This is a genomic window from Aquabacter albus, assembly GCF_040049275.1.
In the GTDB taxonomy this organism is placed as follows: domain Bacteria; phylum Pseudomonadota; class Alphaproteobacteria; order Rhizobiales; family Xanthobacteraceae; genus Aquabacter.
In genome coordinates this window covers 1-17,539 of record NZ_JBDZDT010000016.1, presented here as the reverse complement: position 1 = coordinate 17,539, position 17,539 = coordinate 1, and the positions used below count along the sequence as shown (strand labels likewise).

Annotated in this window: 16 protein-coding genes, 2 tRNA genes and 2 pseudogenes; 8 read left to right on the top strand and 12 right to left on the bottom strand. The window is 61.6% G+C overall.

All coding sequences use genetic code 11. The features are described 5' to 3' along the window. Positions 1–387 precede the first annotated feature (387 nt). Positions 388–1,140: a cation efflux transmembrane domain-containing protein gene (locus ABLE91_RS27320; protein WP_348935707.1), complete on the top strand. Its 753-nt coding sequence runs from the start codon at positions 388–390 to the stop codon at positions 1,138–1,140. Continuing rightward, complete coding sequence (locus tag ABLE91_RS27315) at positions 1,140–1,313, top strand: hypothetical protein (protein WP_348935706.1); 174 nt, start codon at positions 1,140–1,142, stop codon at positions 1,311–1,313. Before ABLE91_RS27320 ends, ABLE91_RS27315 begins: the two co-directional genes overlap by 1 nt. Before the next feature lie 119 nt (positions 1,314–1,432). Here the strand turns inward: ABLE91_RS27315 and ABLE91_RS27310 are convergent. The 3 genes from ABLE91_RS27310 to ABLE91_RS27300 all read right to left on the bottom strand — a co-directional run bounded on the left by ABLE91_RS27310 (position 1,433) and on the right by ABLE91_RS27300 (position 2,284). After that, positions 1,433–1,508, bottom strand: a tRNA-Ala gene (locus ABLE91_RS27310). A gap of 91 nt (positions 1,509–1,599) precedes the next feature. Beyond that, positions 1,600–2,028, bottom strand: coding sequence for a UCP034077 family protein (locus ABLE91_RS27305; protein ID WP_348935705.1), 429 nt, complete (start codon positions 2,026–2,028; stop codon positions 1,600–1,602). A 10-nt stretch (positions 2,029–2,038) separates the two neighbouring features. Next, positions 2,039–2,284: a hypothetical protein gene (locus ABLE91_RS27300; RefSeq protein ID WP_348935704.1), complete on the bottom strand. Its 246-nt coding sequence runs from the start codon at positions 2,282–2,284 to the stop codon at positions 2,039–2,041. 118 nt (positions 2,285–2,402) lie between these two features. On the opposite strand from ABLE91_RS27300, the gene ABLE91_RS27295 reads away from it, so the two are divergent. Beyond that, complete coding sequence (locus ABLE91_RS27295; protein WP_348935703.1) at positions 2,403–3,023, top strand: glycosyltransferase; 621 nt, start codon at positions 2,403–2,405, stop codon at positions 3,021–3,023. Between the two features lie 68 nt (positions 3,024–3,091). Here ABLE91_RS27295 and ABLE91_RS27290 read toward each other — a convergent pair whose 3' ends face one another. Continuing rightward, positions 3,092–3,298, bottom strand: a complete 207-nt coding sequence (locus ABLE91_RS27290; protein WP_348935702.1) for a DUF1127 domain-containing protein — start codon at positions 3,296–3,298, stop codon at positions 3,092–3,094. A gap of 293 nt (positions 3,299–3,591) precedes the next feature. Between ABLE91_RS27290 and ABLE91_RS27285 the strand changes: the two genes are divergently transcribed. Together ABLE91_RS27285 and ABLE91_RS27280 are read left to right on the top strand one after the other, a co-directional pair. Beyond that, positions 3,592–3,665, top strand: a tRNA-Gln gene (locus ABLE91_RS27285). A gap of 115 nt (positions 3,666–3,780) precedes the next feature. Continuing rightward, on the top strand, positions 3,781–5,538 hold the full coding sequence (locus ABLE91_RS27280; RefSeq protein ID WP_348935701.1) for a tyrosine-type recombinase/integrase: 1,758 nt from the start codon (positions 3,781–3,783) through the stop codon (positions 5,536–5,538). 431 nt (positions 5,539–5,969) lie between these two features. Here ABLE91_RS27280 and ABLE91_RS27275 read toward each other — a convergent pair whose 3' ends face one another. Together ABLE91_RS27275 and ABLE91_RS29005 are read right to left on the bottom strand one after the other, a co-directional pair. After that, positions 5,970–6,578, bottom strand: coding sequence for a hypothetical protein (locus ABLE91_RS27275; RefSeq protein WP_348935700.1), 609 nt, complete (start codon positions 6,576–6,578; stop codon positions 5,970–5,972). Between the two features lie 96 nt (positions 6,579–6,674). Continuing rightward, positions 6,675–6,794 (bottom strand): annotated as a pseudogene (locus ABLE91_RS29005) (SEC-C metal-binding domain-containing protein); the annotation flags it as partial. 532 nt (positions 6,795–7,326) lie between these two features. Here ABLE91_RS29005 and ABLE91_RS27270 point away from each other — a divergent pair. From ABLE91_RS27270 to ku (ABLE91_RS27260), 3 genes are all read left to right on the top strand, one after another. Next, positions 7,327–8,148 carry a hypothetical protein gene (locus tag ABLE91_RS27270; protein ID WP_348935699.1) on the top strand — a complete coding sequence of 274 codons (822 nt, stop codon included), beginning with the start codon at positions 7,327–7,329 and terminating at the stop codon, positions 8,146–8,148. A 1,651-nt stretch (positions 8,149–9,799) separates the two neighbouring features. Further along, entirely contained in the window at positions 9,800–10,669 is an 870-nt protein-coding gene (gene ku, locus ABLE91_RS27265) for a non-homologous end joining protein Ku (RefSeq protein ID WP_348935698.1), read from the top strand. A gap of 12 nt (positions 10,670–10,681) precedes the next feature. Beyond that, positions 10,682–11,491 carry a non-homologous end joining protein Ku gene (ku, locus tag ABLE91_RS27260; RefSeq protein ID WP_348935697.1) on the top strand — a complete coding sequence of 270 codons (810 nt, stop codon included), beginning with the start codon at positions 10,682–10,684 and terminating at the stop codon, positions 11,489–11,491. Between the two features lie 53 nt (positions 11,492–11,544). Here ku (ABLE91_RS27260) and ligD read toward each other — a convergent pair whose 3' ends face one another. The 6 genes and pseudogenes from ligD to ABLE91_RS27230 form a co-directional block, all read right to left on the bottom strand. Next, positions 11,545–14,181, bottom strand: coding sequence for a DNA ligase D (gene ligD / locus ABLE91_RS27255; RefSeq protein WP_348935696.1), 2,637 nt, complete (start codon positions 14,179–14,181; stop codon positions 11,545–11,547). 117 nt (positions 14,182–14,298) lie between these two features. Next, complete coding sequence (locus ABLE91_RS27250) at positions 14,299–14,745, bottom strand: DUF1810 domain-containing protein (RefSeq protein WP_348935695.1); 447 nt, start codon at positions 14,743–14,745, stop codon at positions 14,299–14,301. Positions 14,746–14,751: 6 nt separating this feature from the next. Next, positions 14,752–15,537, bottom strand: a complete 786-nt coding sequence (gene xth / locus ABLE91_RS27245) for an exodeoxyribonuclease III (protein WP_348935694.1) — start codon at positions 15,535–15,537, stop codon at positions 14,752–14,754. Between the two features lie 10 nt (positions 15,538–15,547). Continuing rightward, a complete protein-coding gene (locus tag ABLE91_RS27240; RefSeq protein WP_348935661.1) occupies positions 15,548–15,724 on the bottom strand; it encodes a hypothetical protein in 177 nt (58 codons plus the stop codon). 290 nt (positions 15,725–16,014) lie between these two features. Further along, positions 16,015–16,509 carry a YciE/YciF ferroxidase family protein gene (locus ABLE91_RS27235; RefSeq protein ID WP_348935693.1) on the bottom strand — a complete coding sequence of 165 codons (495 nt, stop codon included), beginning with the start codon at positions 16,507–16,509 and terminating at the stop codon, positions 16,015–16,017. A gap of 490 nt (positions 16,510–16,999) precedes the next feature. Further along, positions 17,000–17,300 (bottom strand): annotated as a pseudogene (locus ABLE91_RS27230) (ATP dependent DNA ligase); the annotation flags it as partial. Between the last annotated feature and the right edge of the window lie 239 nt (positions 17,301–17,539).

The following is a 17,539-nucleotide window of genomic DNA, read 5'->3' as shown; positions in this document are numbered from 1 at the left end:
CATGATAGCCGCCCCTCAGCCGCTTCGCAGGCCCGATGCGCAACCTGGACAGCGGAGTTTGGCATTTATCTAACTGTATAGTTACGTCGCGAGCCAGCCCTGTCAAATGAGCTTCCCTTAGCGCCGGCGGGCAGAATTCCGGCGTCCTGCCCCGCCCCATCGTCCGGTCGAGCGCAGGATCTGCGGCGATCGAGCGGGATATCCTTGTGGCGCGAGCGACATAGGCCGGTTTCCTCGCGAAGACCGTCGGGGAGCGCGGTGGCCCGGACGGGATAAGCCAGCCATCTCGGGGATGGCGATTTATGGCCGCGTCAGGTCAAGGTCATTGAGGTGACACGGATCGGAACCAAGAGTTACCGCCAAGCTCAAACTTGGTAATCGGCGAAAATGGCGTCCATCAGCGAAAAAGATCGACTGACGCGACAGGACTTATTTGCCAGCTTAGCTTTGCTGGTTCCCATGACTTATGCCGCGATCGTCAGCAACTCATCTGCCGTGTTTGCCGATGTTCTCGGCCTGGGGATGGATACTTGCGCCATGTTCCTTTCATGGCTGGTGGTTCGGCGGCTCGAACACGGTCGCACCGAAAACTACAATTACGGTTTTGACAAGCTCGAGAACCTTCTGGCCGTTGGATTGGCGCTCGCCAATCTCGTGTTCGTGGGGCTGGTCCTGGCGCAGGCGATCAAAGGGCTGAGGCGGCCGGTGCCGCTGGAGGGCACAACCGCCGCCATCATCCTCAACACCGCGTCGGTCGCCCTCTTCGCCTGGATGTGGTGGCGGGTCCGGCAGGTTGATAAAGCCCAGCAATCGCCGGTGATCGACGCCCAACGCCGCTTCTATCTGATGGGCATCGCCGACAGCCTGACCCTCGTCATTCCCATCTCGCTCGGAACCTGGTTCAAGGATTATAACTGGGCAGCCTATATCGACCCGCTCACCGCCATCGCGCTCTGCGGCTTCTTCGTCTTCCATGTCTGGGGCATGTGTCGGGGTCGGTTTGCGACCTCCTCGACCGGGCGCTCGAAGAACGCCTTCAGCTTGCCCTCCTGCGCGTGCTGGCCAACCATTACGACGACTATGATGCGCTCCACGGCATCCGTACCCGCCGTGCCGGTGGGGTCAACTTCATCGAGTTGATGCTGGGTTATAACCCCGAGCTCGCCATGGGATGCGTGCAGCAGCGGATCAACGCAATGACCACGAAGCTGCAGCAGGCCATTCCCAACTCTGTCGTCCTCATCTGCCCGACGGACGCGGCTATGGATGGCGTGCGGCAAAGCGAGGCGCTGGCCGTTCCTGCTGCCGCGTAAGCGGCGCAACCGTGATGTGATGAGACGTCGTCACACGCCGCCAGAGCCGACTCTGGATCCTCAGCGCTCTGTCGCCGCTATAGGAAAGGCAAACATATCAGAACGATATGGAAAGTTGCTGGTGGAGCCGAGGGGAATCGAACCCCTGACCTCTGCAGTGCGATTGCAGCGCTCTCCCATCTGAGCTACGGCCCCGAACCGTGGGAGGCGCCATTTAGAGTCCCGACCCCTACACTGTCAAGCGAACCACGCAGCCTCTGCGCACCATTCACAGCCTGTACGCCGCTCAGATGTCGACGCCCTTCGGCCCGCCCCCCGACGCATAGGTGACGGTGAGCACCCGCGAGGCCACCACGCGCCCCAGATCCGGGCTCATCCGCACCGGCGTGCAGCTCGACAGTGCGGTCAGCGCTGCGGCCACGAAGGCGCGCTGCGCATCCCGGTCCCCCATCAGTTGGGAATAGGTGGCACGCGGAGCGCCCTTCAGCTCGCCCTTGGCCGTGAGGCCGAAGCGCAAGGTGATGCGCGAGCCTGCCGAGCCCGGCGGCGCCTTCCAGCAGGCCTGGAAGCTGGCGCCGAGCTGCGACAGATTGGAAATGGGCGCATCCTGCGCCCGTGCCGGCAGGCCGGCGAAAAGCAAGCCCGCGAGCAGCGCGCACGCGCCCCATGCGCGCGGTGGCAGGCTGCCGTGTCCCGAAGCGGTCCGCGCGCGCATCTGACCCTCCTCAGCTCGGCCGCGTGCCCTTCTCGATATGCTCGGCCACCTCGTTCAGCGCCTCGGCGAGCGCGCGAAGCTGCTGGGGATCAAGCGAGATCTGCACCGCGGGCGAGGGCAGCCCAGGGCCGCGCGGCAGCCCGACCTCGAACCGTATGCCCCCGGCCCTACCGTCGAATACCGCCGTTGTAAAAGCCTGGAGCGGCCACACCTTCAGCCGGCCCGCCTCGTCCTTGTCCCAGTCCTCGAACGCCATCTTCGGCCCCTCCCTGATGGCCGCCGGCTTCTTCGGCCGGGGCAAAACTCTTGCGCTGCAAGGATCGACGCGCGATCCCCAGGGCATTATAGCTTAGGTAAGTAAGGGTTGCTGCCGCTTGATCTCCATCGTCATCCCCACGCAGAATTCGGAACGCCAGTTGGTCCCGACCCTCGCCGCTTTGGTGCAGGGGGTGACGGGCGGCATTCTGCGCGACGTGATTCTGGCGGATGGCGGGTCGAGCGACGACACGGCCGCCATCGCAGATGCGGCGGGCTGCGTTTTCCTACCGGGAATCAATGATCCCGGCGTGCGCCTGCGGCAGGGCGCGGCGCAGGGGCGCGGGCGCTGGCTGCTATTCCTCAGCCCGGCCTCCATCCTGGAGGAAGGCTGGGCGCGCGAAGTGTCGAGTTTCCTGGAAATGGTGGAGCGGTGCGGAATGGGCGATCGCGCGACGGCGACCTTCCGCCTGTCCGTGGACGGCTATGGATTCGGCCCGCGCCTCGGGGAAGCTGTGGCGGCGGCGCGCCTTGCGGTGCTCGGCCGGCCGCGTCCGGGCCAGGGGCTTTTGATCTCGAAGCGGCATTATGAGCGCATCGGCGGCCATCCCGCCGGATTGGCGGCGGAGCGCCGTCTCATCGCCCGCATCGGGCGGCGGCATATTCACGTGTTGCGCGCACGGGTCCTGCTGCCGGTGCCCGGAAGCGTGCCTGCGGACCCGGAACAAGCCGGACCCTGAACTAACTCCTCCGGCCGGGAGGGGCCGCGCGTGCGCGGTCTATCCCGTGGTGCCGGAGCCTTTTTGCCTCAGTGGGCGCGGACGATCGCCTGCGGGATCTCATCGCGGGCGATGCCGATACGCGCCAGATCGGCGTCGGACAGCCGCGAGAGGTGTTCGTAGCGGGCCGCCATGGTGCGGGCCTCGCCGACCGCAGCGACGAAATCCGACACCAACGTGCCGAACCGGCCGAACAGGCTGGTTTCGCGAACCGGGTGTGCAGTCATCGTGGTCATAGGTGCCTCCGTCTTTCGTCCTCTTACATAAGGGAAGAGTTTGCATTGCAACATAGACGATTGTGCATGGCACCATTGCGGGCGTGGTATACCGCCGACCAAGGTAGGAATCGTTTAACCACGCTGGAACGCACGTCAGCGGGGGCGTGGCCCTCCCCTTTCCATAGCCGGCAGGAATTGCCCCCAAACTCTTTCACATGACCTCTGGACCCGCAGGCTCGAATTGCGTATAGAGCGCCCTCGCCCGCCGGCCTCGCGCCCGCGGGCCTCCGGCTGCCCTGCTCGGGCCCGCTTGGGGGATAGTTCAACGGTAGAACTGCGGACTCTGACTCCGTCAATCTAGGTTCGAATCCTAGTCCCCCAGCCAGCTTTCCACGAAGCCTTCGTTGCCAACACTTCGGCCGGTCCGCACCTGCGGATTGGGCCTGTTGCTACAATCCGCTGCTACAAAGCCCGCCCTCGGCGGGCTCATTGGGAGCAGCATGAGTGCGATTGCGAATGTGACGCGCCGGGGCGGCGTCTATCACTTCAGGCGGGCCGTTCCGGAAGCGCTTCGTCGGCAAATGCGGCGCCGTGAGTTGATGGTGAGCCTGCGTACGCGTGAGAGCTGCAGTGCCAAGCTCGGGGCGGCTCAGCTATATGTCGCGTCGGAAACCCTTTTTGCGAAGATTCGCTCGACGCCTATGCTCAACGACGACCAGCTTGCCCGTCTGGTGCAGGACTTTTATCGGACCATCCTGGACCGGGAAAACCTCGCCCGGCTCAATCAGGGCTATCTTGACGACGAATCCCGGATCAAGCGGCGCGACTATTATGCGAATGTCGCAGAAAGAGCTCGATCCGACCTAGGCAGCAACCGGCTTGATGCCGGCCGCGTGGTTACCGAAGCGATGCTCCACAAGCAGGGCATGACGGTGGCTGAACTCGACCGGGTTGAACGCGCCCAAGCTCAGCAGGCGGTGCTGCGTGCTGGTATCGACCTCGCGGAGGCCCTGACCGCGCGCTACAACGGCGACTTCAACTACGAGCCCAAGGACAAGCTCCTTCGGCAGGAGCTCAAAGCGGCCGACGCAGCCAGCCCTCCCCAGAAAGACCTCGTTGAAGTTACCGGGCCCGCACCGAAGCCTGCCCTTGGGGAGCCACTGTCAAAGGTGGGGGAGACGTTTCGCGAGGCACAGGTCCTCACGAAAGCATGGGACGCACAAACCGCATTACAGGCAAGAGCCACCTACCGGCTGTTCATCGAAGTATGCGGGGATAAACCTCTTGCGGAATATACGCGCGCGGATGCGGGCAAATTCCGGGAGCAGATCGAACGCCTCCCAAGCGATTATGGCAAGGCAGCCGCTTACAAAAGCATGACTGTCGCACAGATCCTGGCGGTCTTCGGTGCTGCATCGCCTGACACGCGCGGTGGCGTGATCTCGCAGACCACCGTCAAACGGCATTTCTCCGCTCTCTCGGCGCTTTGGGCGGCCAAGGTTCCTTCTGAGGAAGTGGCCAATAACATCTTCTCCGGGTTCCGCTTCGCGAATGCAAAGAAGGCGCGTGAACAGCGCGACATGTGGACCACCGCCGAACTGAAGGCCCTCTTTGCCTCGCCGGTTTGGACAGGCTGCCGCTCATACGCTCGCAGGTCAGCGCCCGGTGACGAGATCATCAAGGACGCCAAGTTCTGGTTGCCGTTGGTGGCTGTGTTTACCGGCATGCGGCAGGAGGAGATCTGCCAGCTTCATGTCAGCGACATTCGCCGCGAAAGCGGTATCGACTATATCGACATCAATGAAGCCCCTCCCCGCAAGCTGAAGAATGCCAATGCGATGAGGCGAGTGCCGATACATTCCAAGCTTGTTGAGCTCGGCTTACTTGACTATGTCGTCTCCATGAAGGCGGCGAATTCTGAAAGGCTTTTTCCGGAGCTCGAGCCCGGTGGTGCCGACGGTCGACTAGGTCACGGCTATACTAAGTGGTTTACGCGATATCGCCGAGATGTAGATCTCTATCGGGAGAAGTTGGATTTTCATTCATTTCGTCACACGGCTACGACGCTACTGAGCCAGGCCGGTGTGGAGAACGCACTGATAGATCAACTGACGGGCCACGCCACGCCCGGAGAAACCGCACGCTATAATAAGGGCGCGACCCTCGATCAGCTGAAGAAGGGTATTGAGGCTATAGATCTTAACTTCGACATAGGATTGCTTTGTCGCGGCAACGGCGCAGCCCGCCCCGCCACTTAAACTGAGTGCAAGCCGAGACGCATTCGAACCGCAGCGCAGCAATGACGAATTCTTCTGCTTGTGAACGTCGTTTTCTGACCCATAGCGGCCATTCGGCTGCTCTCTCATTATGTCGGCTTGCGACCCCATTTGCGCCGTACAGATCGCCGGCACGTCTAGCCGAAAGCAGCCATTCACTTGCCGAACGATATCTTCGGCTCGGGGGGTGGATTACTGTCGGTGTCCCCTCGGCAGAGACCGACATTCAGCAGCGTGCCCATGGCGGTCACCTAGGCCGGTTACGACATTTCGCGAAAGCCAATATTGGGAGCCAAACGAGAGCTGGCGTCGTGCTTCGCCGAACCGGCCTAGCCGGAGGAGACCTGGGAGCGCAACGTGGTCGAGCAGTTAGGCCAGGTGAACAGTACCCGCTATCAGAAGTTGGCCGACGCCTACACGACCCGTTTGGTGTTCTCTTCGAACCAGAGAAAGATTCTCACCTCACAGATCGCGAGCAGCAAAATGAGCGAATATTCCTCGGTGTCGTAGGTCAGGTTCATCCCGTGCAGCACCGGGTTACGGTTGAAGCCGTCGTTCTTTTGCCCTTCGTACAGTTTCGATATGAAGGCATTGAAAGCCCCCACGGCGTCCTCTATCGCAAAGAGGAGGCGGTTGCCCCAAATGTCCCTTTTGATGGTTGGCTTGATGTTGTCCTTGTAAGTCAGAGCTCCGATCTGGCGCAGGATGCCTTCAAGTTGAGCAAAAAACACTGGCACGGACAACGTATATTTGCCTGCGAAGTGCGCTTCGACTGCGTCGAGCAGGATCTTTTCGCGACCCGCGAAGCTGCTGAACTTCGCACAAGCGTCCTTGACGTATCCCTCAACTACGTGCCGGAGTGAGCGCTTAATGACGGCGTCCAGCAGTTCCTGTTTGGTGAGCGTGCCGGCCATCAAATGATTGTAGGCGGTCTCCATGTCGCCGACGGTCAGTGTCGATCCAAACAAGTAGAAATCGTTTTCCTGACAAAAACGATGCAGCGGGCCATGGAAGGATGCCATGATGTTCGCGAAATCATTTTTGTAGTTAATTTGAGATGGAGTACCGGGCGGATGTAATCCGGCATCTATGCTGACGATACGGTCGCGATCCGAGTGGTAATGACAGTATTTGTACTTCTTGCCGGAGTTGCACCAGCAGGGTGAATTACGGCTAGGCTTAGCCTTGCTTCCAGCTCTTGGCGTCCCGGACGACGCCCCTCCGCTTCCCTTAACCAACGTCGTCCCCTATCGTGCACTAAACAATTCTGGATGTTCTAATCCGCGCTCGTCGGAAATCCGCTAACGATATAGCCGCGGACGGCGACACTGGACTTCCGAACCATGTAAGCGCCGCTTTCAGTCGACGGTTCTGAAGTCGCGTACGCGAACGCTTTCATAAGTGCTTAGGTCCCGGTGCTGACGCTCAGACGCGAAACATTGGCCGTCCAATTTAATCAGTAGCGCTCTTAAAGGCGGTCCGGCAGCTTTGGCCATTCGCCCGTAGCGGGCATATCAAGGCGCCCACCGGCGGACCTTCTGAACTTCCCCCATGGGTTGTGAGCGGGTACGGAGATGAAATCCACTTCCACGCGATGCAACTCAATATCGGACCAGCGGAACCCATCCATGCCAGCCTTTTGGAATTGGCCGAAAGTCAGAGTGCGAGGTAGGCGATCTTGGGTTCCAACGCCGTTTGCGTCGCCGAGCGCCACCCTCTTCACCCGACGAACATGCCGTGTCATGAGAAGTAATCGAACAGGAGGAGCTTATGGCCCCGTCGGTTGTGGAACGTCGTAATGAGCTCGCACGGCGACTGGCGCAGTCCTTGACCAATGACTTTGTGGTCGTCGCGGCACCGGACCACCCGCTGGTGTTGCGCTCGGTGGATTTGTTAATCGGAGGACGGTCCGGTCTGACCGCAGTCATGATGTCGACCGCGGAGGAACGTCGCCAGCCTGCATTATTCGCCGCGCGACTGGCACTGAACATGATGGCGCTTCCCCCGCACACCACTTTCGTGAGACTCGTGCACGAAGACGATGAACCCTCCGGAGCGGACAATGCGTTCGCCGCCGAACTCGAACTTGGCGCTCGTGGCACCCAGCCGGCGCTCCTTAGCATCGCGAACGCCCCCGCGCACTCCCGACATCGGGACCGCGCCGAGAAGGCCCAGAAACGATCGGAAGAGCGCTTCGCAAACACCTACCGCCTCGCCCGGGTTCTGCGACGCGGTTTCGAGGCGAAAGAAGGGCAGGAACGCGGAGGGCCGGCCTCGCGTAACCCGTTGCGTGATCGGATCGGTAATGGGGTGGACGCCGCGTTTTTCTTGGCGACGCCCACCCTGGCGGCCATGAACAGCCTAGCGATGTCGGAAGCTGGGCGGTGGTATGATATCGTCGATGGCGAGGCGGAACCGCGAAATGTGACGGCCAGCGCGATTTTCGTGCCCGACTATCCGGAAGTCAGGGGCGATCCCGACAAGGCGCTCCGAGCCGCCGCGTTCGCGGGCTGGGTTCTGGCACCGTCACGATCTATGAGGTCCCTTGACGATGTCGCCGTACTGATCGAACGATATGCGAGGCTGAAGTGAGCGCTCGAAAGTCCCGCCATCTGCTAATGCAGGCCCTGGTGAGAGGCGCTCCGACTTATACTACAGACCCCCTTATGCAGGCGGTGGACAGAGAACTCCAAGAACTCGGTCGATGCCTTCGGCTCCAGCCGGTGACGCGTCAACGCCTCCTTCAGGTTATTCATGCCAGCCGGGCTTTCGACACCTGCCTCGGGTCGATACTTCGCGCTCACGGCAAGACTCCGCAGTCCGGGATCGGGCAGATGCTCCACCAACTGCGCACCCTGCCCCCTGCGACGCGTGGCTATCTGAACCACTCCGGAGCCCTCGCCTTTTCTACCTCCATCGCCCACCCTCGTAACAAATACGCTCACACTGCAGGCAGTTTTCCCACCTCCACACAGGAAGTCGATAGGCTGGTTTCCGAGGTACACGCGTGCATGACCATCATCCTTTGATAACTTAACCTGTTGTGAAGAGTGTCGGGGCTGGCTCTGGCTTGGTACCTTCAAGCGGCAGCTTTATTCTCGCTCCGACCATAAACTGACTGTCCGATTCCCACCCCAAAGCAGACATTGATTGCCACCGCGGTGAACTTCCGCTTCTGGCGCTCGGCGGACCTCCCCATAGCGGCCGGCCCTATCTGCTCTACAGGTGGTCAGTCCCCATTTGGCAATAGCCAGACCCCTCATGGGCATCCGAGTCTCCACCGCTAGCCAGGCGGGGCGGAGAATACCGGGTCAATTTCCGGAAGGCACCGGAAGCAAGCGGATCGTTGATCCGCAGGATGGAGGAACGGGTAGCCCCAACCCTCCTGGACGACCGAGCCCACTACAGATCGGAAGGGCGAAGTCCGTCCGCGCTGGCGCTCTCGCGAGCGGAAGCGGTGCGGAAAGGCCGACAGCCCAGCCCCGGCCTGCCTGTAACAAGGTTGCACCTCCGATCTGACGGCTGACGACGGCGTGGCTCCGGGGTTAGAAACCTTGACCAACCTTCGGCATCCAAGGCTTCGCCGCCGGACCGGCGAAGCCTTGCTCCGCAAGACGGCCTCCCCCAGCGTTCTCCAAAGTTAGAGGGAAAGGGAAAAAGAAAAAGAAAAAGAGAAAAAGAAGAAGGAAAATCAAATAGTCGCGCTCCACCTCGGTGTGTCTACTTGCCTGGGCAAGGCCTCGATGGCGCGCCACCCCGCGGGGTGACCTAAGCTTCTTCTTCCAAAGCCGTCTGGGCGGAGCGCGTGATGGATGATCACGGCTACTCGGAGCGCCGGGCCTGCAGGCTAATCGGGGTGGATCGGTCGAGCTTCCAGTACCAGCGCGAGGCGGATAGTGATGCTGCCATCCGCTCGCGCCTGCGCGAGCTTTGGTAGCCACCAGGTCGGCATGATGCCGGCAATCGGCGCGCGGGTTGGCCCGACTTCGGCGGACTCGGACCGCTGCGGGATCGTTGGCCTCTGCTCGCGGCGCGCTGAGCATAAAGAGCGAAGTCGGCAGAGGGTACATCGTTGGCGTCGCGGTCCCCTGGATATGGCTGCAGCTAGGGCTACGCCGGTGTGTGGGGCGAATGCACAGCCTGCGTAACTGGTTAAGTCCTTGAATGCAGATTCGTTTTGTCCCGGAACAAGGATGCTGCCAAAGCGGTTGGTTGACTCGCGATAGTTGCATCGGAGCGGGAGATGGCGACAGCGCGGGCAAACTGGAAAGGCTTCATCAAGTTCGGCGAAGTCGCATTCGCGGTGGGACTTTACACGGCCGCCTCATCGTCCGAACGCATCGCATTCAACACTCTGAACCGCGCCACCGGAAACCGTGTCCGCCGCGAGTTCGTCGACAGCGAGACCGGCGATCCGGTCGAGCGCGACGAGCAGGTCAAAGGGTATGAGGTCGAGAACGGCAATTATGTCGTGCTGGAGCCCGAGGAAATCGCGGCCGCGATCCCGGACAGCGACAAGACCCTGAGGATTGACGCATTCATCCCCTGCAACGAGATCGACGACGTCTATTTCGACAAACCTTATTATCTGGCGCCCGACAAAATGGGTACGGATGCCTTCAGGCTGCTTCGTGATGGCATGCGCCAAGCGAAGGTCGCCGCGTTGGCGCAGACCGTCCTGTTCCGGCGACTGCGCACGGTCCTGATCCGCCCTCATGGGAACGGCCTGATTGGGACGACGCTGAACTTCGATTATGAGGTGCGCTCTTCGCAGGAGGCCTTTGATGATCTGCCGGATTTGAAGATCGGAGGCGAGATGCTCGATCTAGCAAAGCACATCATCACCACGAAGAAGGGTTCGTTCGACGCCAAGGCCTTCGACGACCGGTATGACGCCGCCGTCGCGGAGCTCGTCAAGGCGAAGATCGAAGGTCGCAGCTTACCGAAGAGGAAGGCACCGCCGCCATCGAAGCAGAGCGACCTTCTCCAAGCGCTGCGGCAGAGCGCGGGAATGAAGTCGCCGGCAAAGCCGAAGCGCGCCTCCGCAAAGGCCGATGCCGGCGATGGCCCACCGAAGGCAAAGCGACCCTCCCGCTCCAAACGAGCAGCTTAATCGGAGGGCGTCATGGCTTTGCGTCCGTACTGGAAAGGCTATCTCAAGCTCTCGCTCGTCACCTGTCCCGTTCAGATGATGCCGGCAACATCGGAGAACGAAAAGGTCCGCTTCCATACGCTTAATCGCGCCACGCACAATCGCGTCGTCAGCCATTATGTGGACGCCGTCACGGGCAGGGAGGTCAAGGACGAAGACGAGGTCAAGGGCTATCAGCGCGGCGAGGACGACTACATCATTCTCGAGGACGAAGAGCTGGAGAACGTCGCGCTCGACAGCACGAAGACCATCGACATCGACGTCTTCTCGCCGCGCGATTCCGTCGAGTGGATTTGGCTCGACACCCCCTATTACCTGTCTCCCGACGATCCAGTGGGCCAGGAAGCGTTCTCGGTCATCCGCGACGCCATGGCCGCCGAGGACATGGTCGGAATTTCCAGCCTCGTGATCTCACGGCGCGAGCGCGCGGTCATGCTCGAGCCGCGCGGGAAGGGCATCGTCCTCTGGACGCTACGCTACGGCGATGAGGTGCGGGACGAGGAGGCCTATTTCTCCGGCATCGACGATGCCCCATCCGATTCCCAGGTAATGCCGCTCATCCAGCAGTTGATCAAGAAACAGACCCGCCATTGGGACCCCAAGCTGGTGGCGGACCCGGTTCAGGACAAGCTCCTGGAGATCATCGAGGCCAAACGGAAGAAGACCAAGCGGCCGACGAAGGCGAAGTCATCCGAGCCGAAAGCCACACCGAACAACGTCATCAACATCATGGATGCGCTGCGAAAGTCCGTTGAGGCGGAGGATCGTCCCCGCAAGCGCTAGGCGGCGGTCACCAAGCTGGCGGGTTCGCGGAGCCGCCGGGACCGGATGTCCGATCAGGCCGCCTGCTTCATCGACTTCGACAGCCGCTTGATCGCCTGCTCCAACGGGCGATAAGCATCGCCATAGTCCTGCCAGGCGGTGGTCTTCGCGAGCAATTTGGGCACGGTGCGGATCGTGAAACGCTTGGGGTCGAGGCCGGATTTGACCTGTGACCAGGTCAACGGCATCGACACGGTGGCGCCGGGCCGGGCACGGGGAGAGAGCGGGGCCACCGCCGTCGCCATGCGATCATTGCGCAGATAGTCCAGGAAGATGCGGCCGCCCCGAAGGCTCTTCGTCATCTTGATCAAATAGAGGTCCGGGTTGTCTCGAGCCATCTTCATGCAGACGTCATGCGCGAAGCCCTTTGCCTCCGGCCACGAAAGCTTGTTCCGCTTGGCGACTGCCAGCGGCGTGACCACGTGCAGTCCCTTCCCGCCCGTCGTCTTGCAGAAGCTGACGAGACCGAGTTCGTCGAGGCGGTCGCGCATCTCCCGTGCGGCCTCTATCACGGCCGAGAACGGGACGTCCGGGCCGGGATCGAGATCGAAGACGAGCCGTCCCGGGACGTCCGGCTGATGAGGCTCGCAGTTCCAGGGATGCAGTTCGAGGGCGGCGACCTGGGCGACGGCGGCAAGGCCTTCCACCCGGTCAATCTGGAGATAGGGCTTCTTGTCACCGAAGACCGTCACCAACTCCAACAGGTTTGAAGAGCCGGGCATGGCGTGTCGCTGGAAGAACTCCTCCCCGCCGATCCCGTCCGGTGCGCGGATGATCGAACACGGCCGCCCTCGGATGTGTTCGATCAGCCAGGGCCCGACCGCCTCATAATAGCGGGCCAGATCCTCCTTCGTGACCGGCTTGCCGTCGTTAGCGTCCGGCCAGAGCGGCTTGTCGGGGTTGGAGATCAGCACGCCCATGACATCGACTTTCCCACCGCGGCGGGCGGGCTTCGATGACGCCGGAACGGCCGGTTGAGGAACGTCTGTCTTCGTCGGGGGCGCCGGCTTTTCAGCCTCCACCTCGGCCGCCGGCTTGTCTTCACGCAAGCCTTTGAACGCCGCCTGGCGGACGAGACCGTCCGCCGTCCAACCAGCGAACTCGATCTCGGCCACGAGTTCTGGCTTGAGCCACTCGACGCCGGCTTCCTTCTTCGGGGCGCCGATGCCGGTGAAGGGGGACTTCGCCGTCTCGATCGTGCGCAGCTTCGGCAGCAGCGCCTTGACCTTCTCCGCCCCGTAGCCGGTCCCGACCCGCCCGACATAGACGAAGTTGTCCCCGCGATTGACGCCGACGAGAAGCGACCGGAATATGCCTTGCGTTGTCGCGTAGGCGCCGATCACGACTTCATGGCCCGCGCGGCACTTCGACTTCGCCCAGGTGTCGGTGCGGCCGGAGACATAAGGCGCATCGCCGCGCTTCGACACGATGCCTTCCAATGACAGCCGGCAGGCTGAGCGCAGGACGGCTTCCCCGCCATTCTCGAAATGCTCGACGAAGCGAAGACGGGCGTCCTCCCCGGCCTCGGAGAGAAATTGCTTCAATCGTGCCTTTCGATCGGCCACCGGAAGGGCCCGCAGGTCGTCACCGCCCGAGAACAGCAGGTCGAAGGCGAAATAGACCAGTGCGTCAGTCTTGCCTTCCGAGAGCGCCGCCTGGAGGGCCGCGAAGTCCGGTGCGCCGTTCTCGTCCAGGGCGCATATCTCACCGTCGATGATGGCGTCCGGGAGCTTGCCGGCGGCGCGGGCGATCGCCGGGTATTTGGCGGTCCAATCGAGGCCCTTGCGGGTCTTCAAGGTCACCTCGCCGTCCTGGACGCGCATCTGGATGCGGTAGCCATCGAACTTGATCTCGTGGATCCACCCGTGCGCGGATGGCGGGCGGTCAAGGGTTTCGCAAAGCTGTGGCGCGATGAAATCCGGGAGGTCGGCGGTCGCGACAGGCTTCTTCCCGGCAGCCTCTGCCTTGCGCTCTTGGGCAGCGAGGCCCGTGCGGCTGTCCCATACGGCATCCGCCTCGACCTTTCCCCCACGAAGCATGAAGGGCTTCGGTTTGCGGCCCTTTCCAGCCGCGATTGCGTCCATCGCTCGGCCGGATGCCACTGAGGTGGCTTTCTCGTCGAGGATCGCAGCGCCGTTCGCTTCGACCGCGAACGCATCGCGATGCTTGATCAGCAGCCAGTTGGTGCGCTTTCCGCGCTCCCGATCGTTGGCCATCCGGACCAGGACGAAGCTGCCATGCAGCCGTTCGCCGTCGAGCGTGAACTTGAAATCGCCCTTCGCCAGGGCCTGCTCGGGGCTCTTGTTTCCCTCCGGCTCCCAATAGCCGCGGTCCCATAGCATCACCGTGCCGCCGCCGTATTGTCCCTTGGGAATCGTGCCTTCGAAGTCGCCATAGTCGAGGGGATGATCTTCGACCTCCACCGCGAGGCGTTTGTCATGGGGGTCGAGCGAAGGGCCTTTCGTCACAGCCCAGGATTTGAAGACGCCGTCGAGCTCGAGCCGCAGATCGTAATGGAGCCGGGTCGCGTCGTGCTTCTGGATGACGAACCGACGGCGGTTCGACGAAGTCACGTTCCCCTGACCGCTCGGCTCCTGCGTCTGCCGGAAATCCCGCTTGGCCTTGTAGGTCGTGAGCTTGTCGTTTGGCATGAGTGACCTCGGGCTTCAGGGCATCGCCCCTCAGCCAAGAATGCGAGGCGTGAGAACAGGTTCCGTATTGAACTGGCAAGAGCTCCCTGCTCATCACGACCAGGCCTTATCCGGCCATCAGAGCTTTCGTCTCTCGAGGAGGTCGAGCGTCTGAGGGTCTGGTTCGCCCTCGAAAAATCGATCCAACGCCGCCTGGAACGGAGAGGCGGCCGTTCCTTCCGCGGCGAGGCCGAACAGCGTCATCGAGGATCGAAATTTCGTATCGTCGGGCGAGCCGAAGATTGCGTGCGCCGAGCGACCTTCGACCACGAGCGCTGCCGCGGTGGCGAGTCGCAAGCGTTCCCCGAGGATCGGGTCTTCAAGATAGGCGTGGGCCTCGTCGATGGAGGATATCCCGTAGAACTGCGCAGTCGGCGAGTGCCCGAGACCTCGCATTTGGGGGAAGATGAACCACATCCAGTGTGTCTGCTTGCGACCGGCACGCAGTTCGGCGAGGGCCGCCTCAAAGACAGGCTGTTGTGCCGTTCTGAAGCGCGGCAAGTCATAGGGGTCGGAGACGTTCATAGTGCGCTATCTCGCATCCGTGTCGGTGAGCTCAATCCAGACGGGCGCATGATCGCTCGCCTTCTCCCAGCCGCGCACGGCCCGATCCACATCGGCGGCCTTGAGACGGCCGGCGATGGCAGGGCTCAGGAGCAAGTGGTCGAGCCGCAAGCCTGCATTGCGGCCCCACGCATTCCGGAAGTAGTCCCAGAAAGTGTAGATGCGCTCGTCCGGGTGCAGTATGCGCAGCGCGTCGGTCCACCCCTGCTCGACCAGCGTGTGGAAGGCACTTCGGACCTCGGGCCGGAAGAGCGCATCGTCGCGCCAGCGCTCCGGTTTATAGACGTCGAGGTCGGTCGGCATGACATTGTAGTCGCCAACCAGCATCACCGGGACGTCGAGCTCCAGCAGCTCTGACGCGTAGCTGGTGAGGCGCTCGAACCAGCGGAGCTTATAGTCGAACTTCGGCCCGGGTGCGGGATTGCCATTGGGCAGGTACAGACACCCGATGAGCAGGCCGCCGATTGCCGCCTCGATATAGCGGCTGTGGCTGTCATCCGGATCCCCCGGAAGACCGCGCCGGGTCTCTATCGGCTCCGAGTCGCGCGCAAGGATGGCCACGCCGTTCCAGCTTTTCTGGCCGTGCCAGATCGCGCCATAGCCCGCCTTCTCGATCTCCCGGTGCGGGAAACGCGCGTCCGGCGACTTCAGCTCCTGGAGACAGACGACATCGGGCTCCGCCTCGGCCAGCCATCGCAGCAGCACGGGCATCCGGCCATTCACGCCGTTGACGTTGAAGGTCCCGATCTTCATCACGGCAGAGCTAACGTTTCCGATCGCCCTTGTCGCCCTCGCCGGCCTTCACCTTCGTCTTGGCCGATTTGCGCACATCCTGCGCCAGCGATTTGCCGACGTCGTCGGATTCCTTGAATTGGCCCTTCTCGTCGCGGCGGACGTAGCGTTTATCGCTGCCGGTATCGATAAGCTCGCGTTTGGTCATGGCGCTCTCCCTTGCGCATTCGCGAGTTCAACGCGCGAGACGGGTTTTCGACCAAGTGGGGTTGAGAATCTTCAAGGGGCGCGGGTCGTCATGTTCGGTCCCCTTGGTCGGATTTGGGTCCTGGCCCTCGGAGAATCGGACCGCTCAGCGTCACCATAACGGTCCGCAGACATCAATGAAGCGTGCGGCGGCTCGGGGTATAGGATCCACCATCCACCCGCGCGGCTACTATCACGAACCCTCCGTCTCTCCGCGGAACCACAGCACGCCGAGAGACGGCTTCGCGTTTGTTAGGCCGCCTTTGCTTTTTGATTGGCCGCTGTTTCTGCGAGGGCGGTAAGCGCCTCGTCGGTCTTGACCTCTTCGTCCAAGGTCAGGGCCAGAAGGGAGGCGGCATCATTTAGACCAAGTTCTTCAGCCCAGCGCCGGAGAGTTCCATAGCGCGCAATCTCATAGTGCTCGACAGCCTGTGCGGCCGAGACCAAGCCAGCGTCCAGAGCCGGCGCTCCCTTGTACTCCTCGAGGATTTCTTCCCCTTCCTCAAGGATTCCCTCGATCGCCGGGCAGGTCTTGCCCTGGGGGCGCTTGCCAAGCCGCTCAAAGACCTCTTGCAAACGCTCGACATGTATTTCGGTCTCGTCGCGGTGCTTCACAAAGGCTGCCTTCAACTCCGGCGACTGTGCACCGCGCGCCATTTTCGGAAGTGCTTTCAGGATCTTGCGCTCGGCATAATAGATATCCTTGAGTGTATCTTGAAATAGGCTCTCAAGATTCTTTTCAGCCATTTTATTCTCCATTAGCGTAGAGGCGATTGTTGTGAACTTTGCAAAATTTTCGCCCGTGAATTGATCCAGATGAACAGGCGGGTCGGATTACGAGATTCCGGGCATGCGCTTCCGCGGGTCATAGAGATTTCTGCCCGCAGCGGATGCCAAGAGGTGTAATGCTCAAAGTAAAGAAGCTAGCTTCAAGAGGCCGTTAAACACACCTCACGAACACACCTCATCGTGTAAGTGCGACCCACATCATTAAAGCACAGCATATCGCGCCGGCAGCTAGCACACTGCCTAATACCAACGGTTCCATGATGGCGCCTCACATCCACTACGATACTTTGGGGCCGAGGCGTTGTAATTATCCTCAATCAATATTTCGCGCTGGGCGGAAGAAAATAAAATTCCGGTATTCTAAGCCAATTGGGAAACTCAAGCTGCACGGTGTGATTTCGACGGCGGGAGAAGCTGATCCAGGAGGGGAAAAAGCGCCGCGCTTCCGTCAACTATGGCGACGTTCAGCCCGACGCACTCTCGACACGCGGCCCCCCGACAGAGGCGCAATCTGCTTGCGCGTGTATTGCCGAGGCGCCTTATCCGGGCGCCATCGGATCAGCTTCGTGCCGTGACGAAACCGATTGCCGGTGACATGATCAAAGCGCACCTCCACTACCAGATCGGGCCGCACCGCCCCCACTCTCACTCCGTTACATGTTCCAGCGGCTCGGGCCGCCGGGAGCCTTTCCTGTGAAGCCTGGAGATTGGTGTATCCGTTCAAGCCGACGGGTCAGTTCAGCCCGCTCTAATGCCCAGGATCGTCGGAAGGTCGGCTCTCATCGGCGCCGTATCGACCAGCAGCGCTCTGGCGTCGCGCCGTGGGCTCGGCTTATCAAAGATGCATCATCCGCATGTTGCGTACCCCTCCGGCGCGGGCCGCCTTGCGGGTTGAGGCGCTGACGTGAAGTCCTAGGGATAATCCTAGGAGTAGTCATTTGACCCTGTCGCGAGTGGAGGTGATCACCTCGGTGGAGCGCCGGCGGCG

What these genes read in the sequence shown, in the direction of transcription:
- ABLE91_RS27290 (WP_348935702.1), bottom strand. Translation starts at nt 3,298, where the DNA reads ATGACCACGATGACTGCACACCCGGTTCGCGAAACCAGCCTGTTCGGC.
- ABLE91_RS27235 (WP_348935693.1), bottom strand. Translation starts at nt 16,509, where the DNA reads ATGGCTGAAAAGAATCTTGAGAGCCTATTTCAAGATACACTCAAGGAT.
- ABLE91_RS27300 (WP_348935704.1), bottom strand. Translation starts at nt 2,284, where the DNA reads ATGGCGTTCGAGGACTGGGACAAGGACGAGGCGGGCCGGCTGAAGGTG.
- ABLE91_RS27280 (WP_348935701.1), top strand. Translation starts at nt 3,781, where the DNA reads ATGAGTGCGATTGCGAATGTGACGCGCCGGGGCGGCGTCTATCACTTC.
- ABLE91_RS27250 (WP_348935695.1), bottom strand. Translation starts at nt 14,745, where the DNA reads ATGAACGTCTCCGACCCCTATGACTTGCCGCGCTTCAGAACGGCACAA.
- ABLE91_RS27315 (WP_348935706.1), top strand. Translation starts at nt 1,140, where the DNA reads ATGCTGGGTTATAACCCCGAGCTCGCCATGGGATGCGTGCAGCAGCGG.
- ku (WP_348935697.1), top strand. Translation starts at nt 10,682, where the DNA reads ATGGCTTTGCGTCCGTACTGGAAAGGCTATCTCAAGCTCTCGCTCGTC.
- ABLE91_RS27275 (WP_348935700.1), bottom strand. Translation starts at nt 6,578, where the DNA reads ATGGCATCCTTCCATGGCCCGCTGCATCGTTTTTGTCAGGAAAACGAT.
- ku (WP_348935698.1), top strand. Translation starts at nt 9,800, where the DNA reads ATGGCGACAGCGCGGGCAAACTGGAAAGGCTTCATCAAGTTCGGCGAA.
- ABLE91_RS27320 (WP_348935707.1), top strand. Translation starts at nt 388, where the DNA reads ATGGCGTCCATCAGCGAAAAAGATCGACTGACGCGACAGGACTTATTT.
- ABLE91_RS27305 (WP_348935705.1), bottom strand. Translation starts at nt 2,028, where the DNA reads ATGCGCGCGCGGACCGCTTCGGGACACGGCAGCCTGCCACCGCGCGCA.
- ABLE91_RS27240 (WP_348935661.1), bottom strand. Translation starts at nt 15,724, where the DNA reads ATGACCAAACGCGAGCTTATCGATACCGGCAGCGATAAACGCTACGTC.
- xth (WP_348935694.1), bottom strand. Translation starts at nt 15,537, where the DNA reads ATGAAGATCGGGACCTTCAACGTCAACGGCGTGAATGGCCGGATGCCC.
- ABLE91_RS27270 (WP_348935699.1), top strand. Translation starts at nt 7,327, where the DNA reads ATGGCCCCGTCGGTTGTGGAACGTCGTAATGAGCTCGCACGGCGACTG.
- ligD (WP_348935696.1), bottom strand. Translation starts at nt 14,181, where the DNA reads ATGCCAAACGACAAGCTCACGACCTACAAGGCCAAGCGGGATTTCCGG.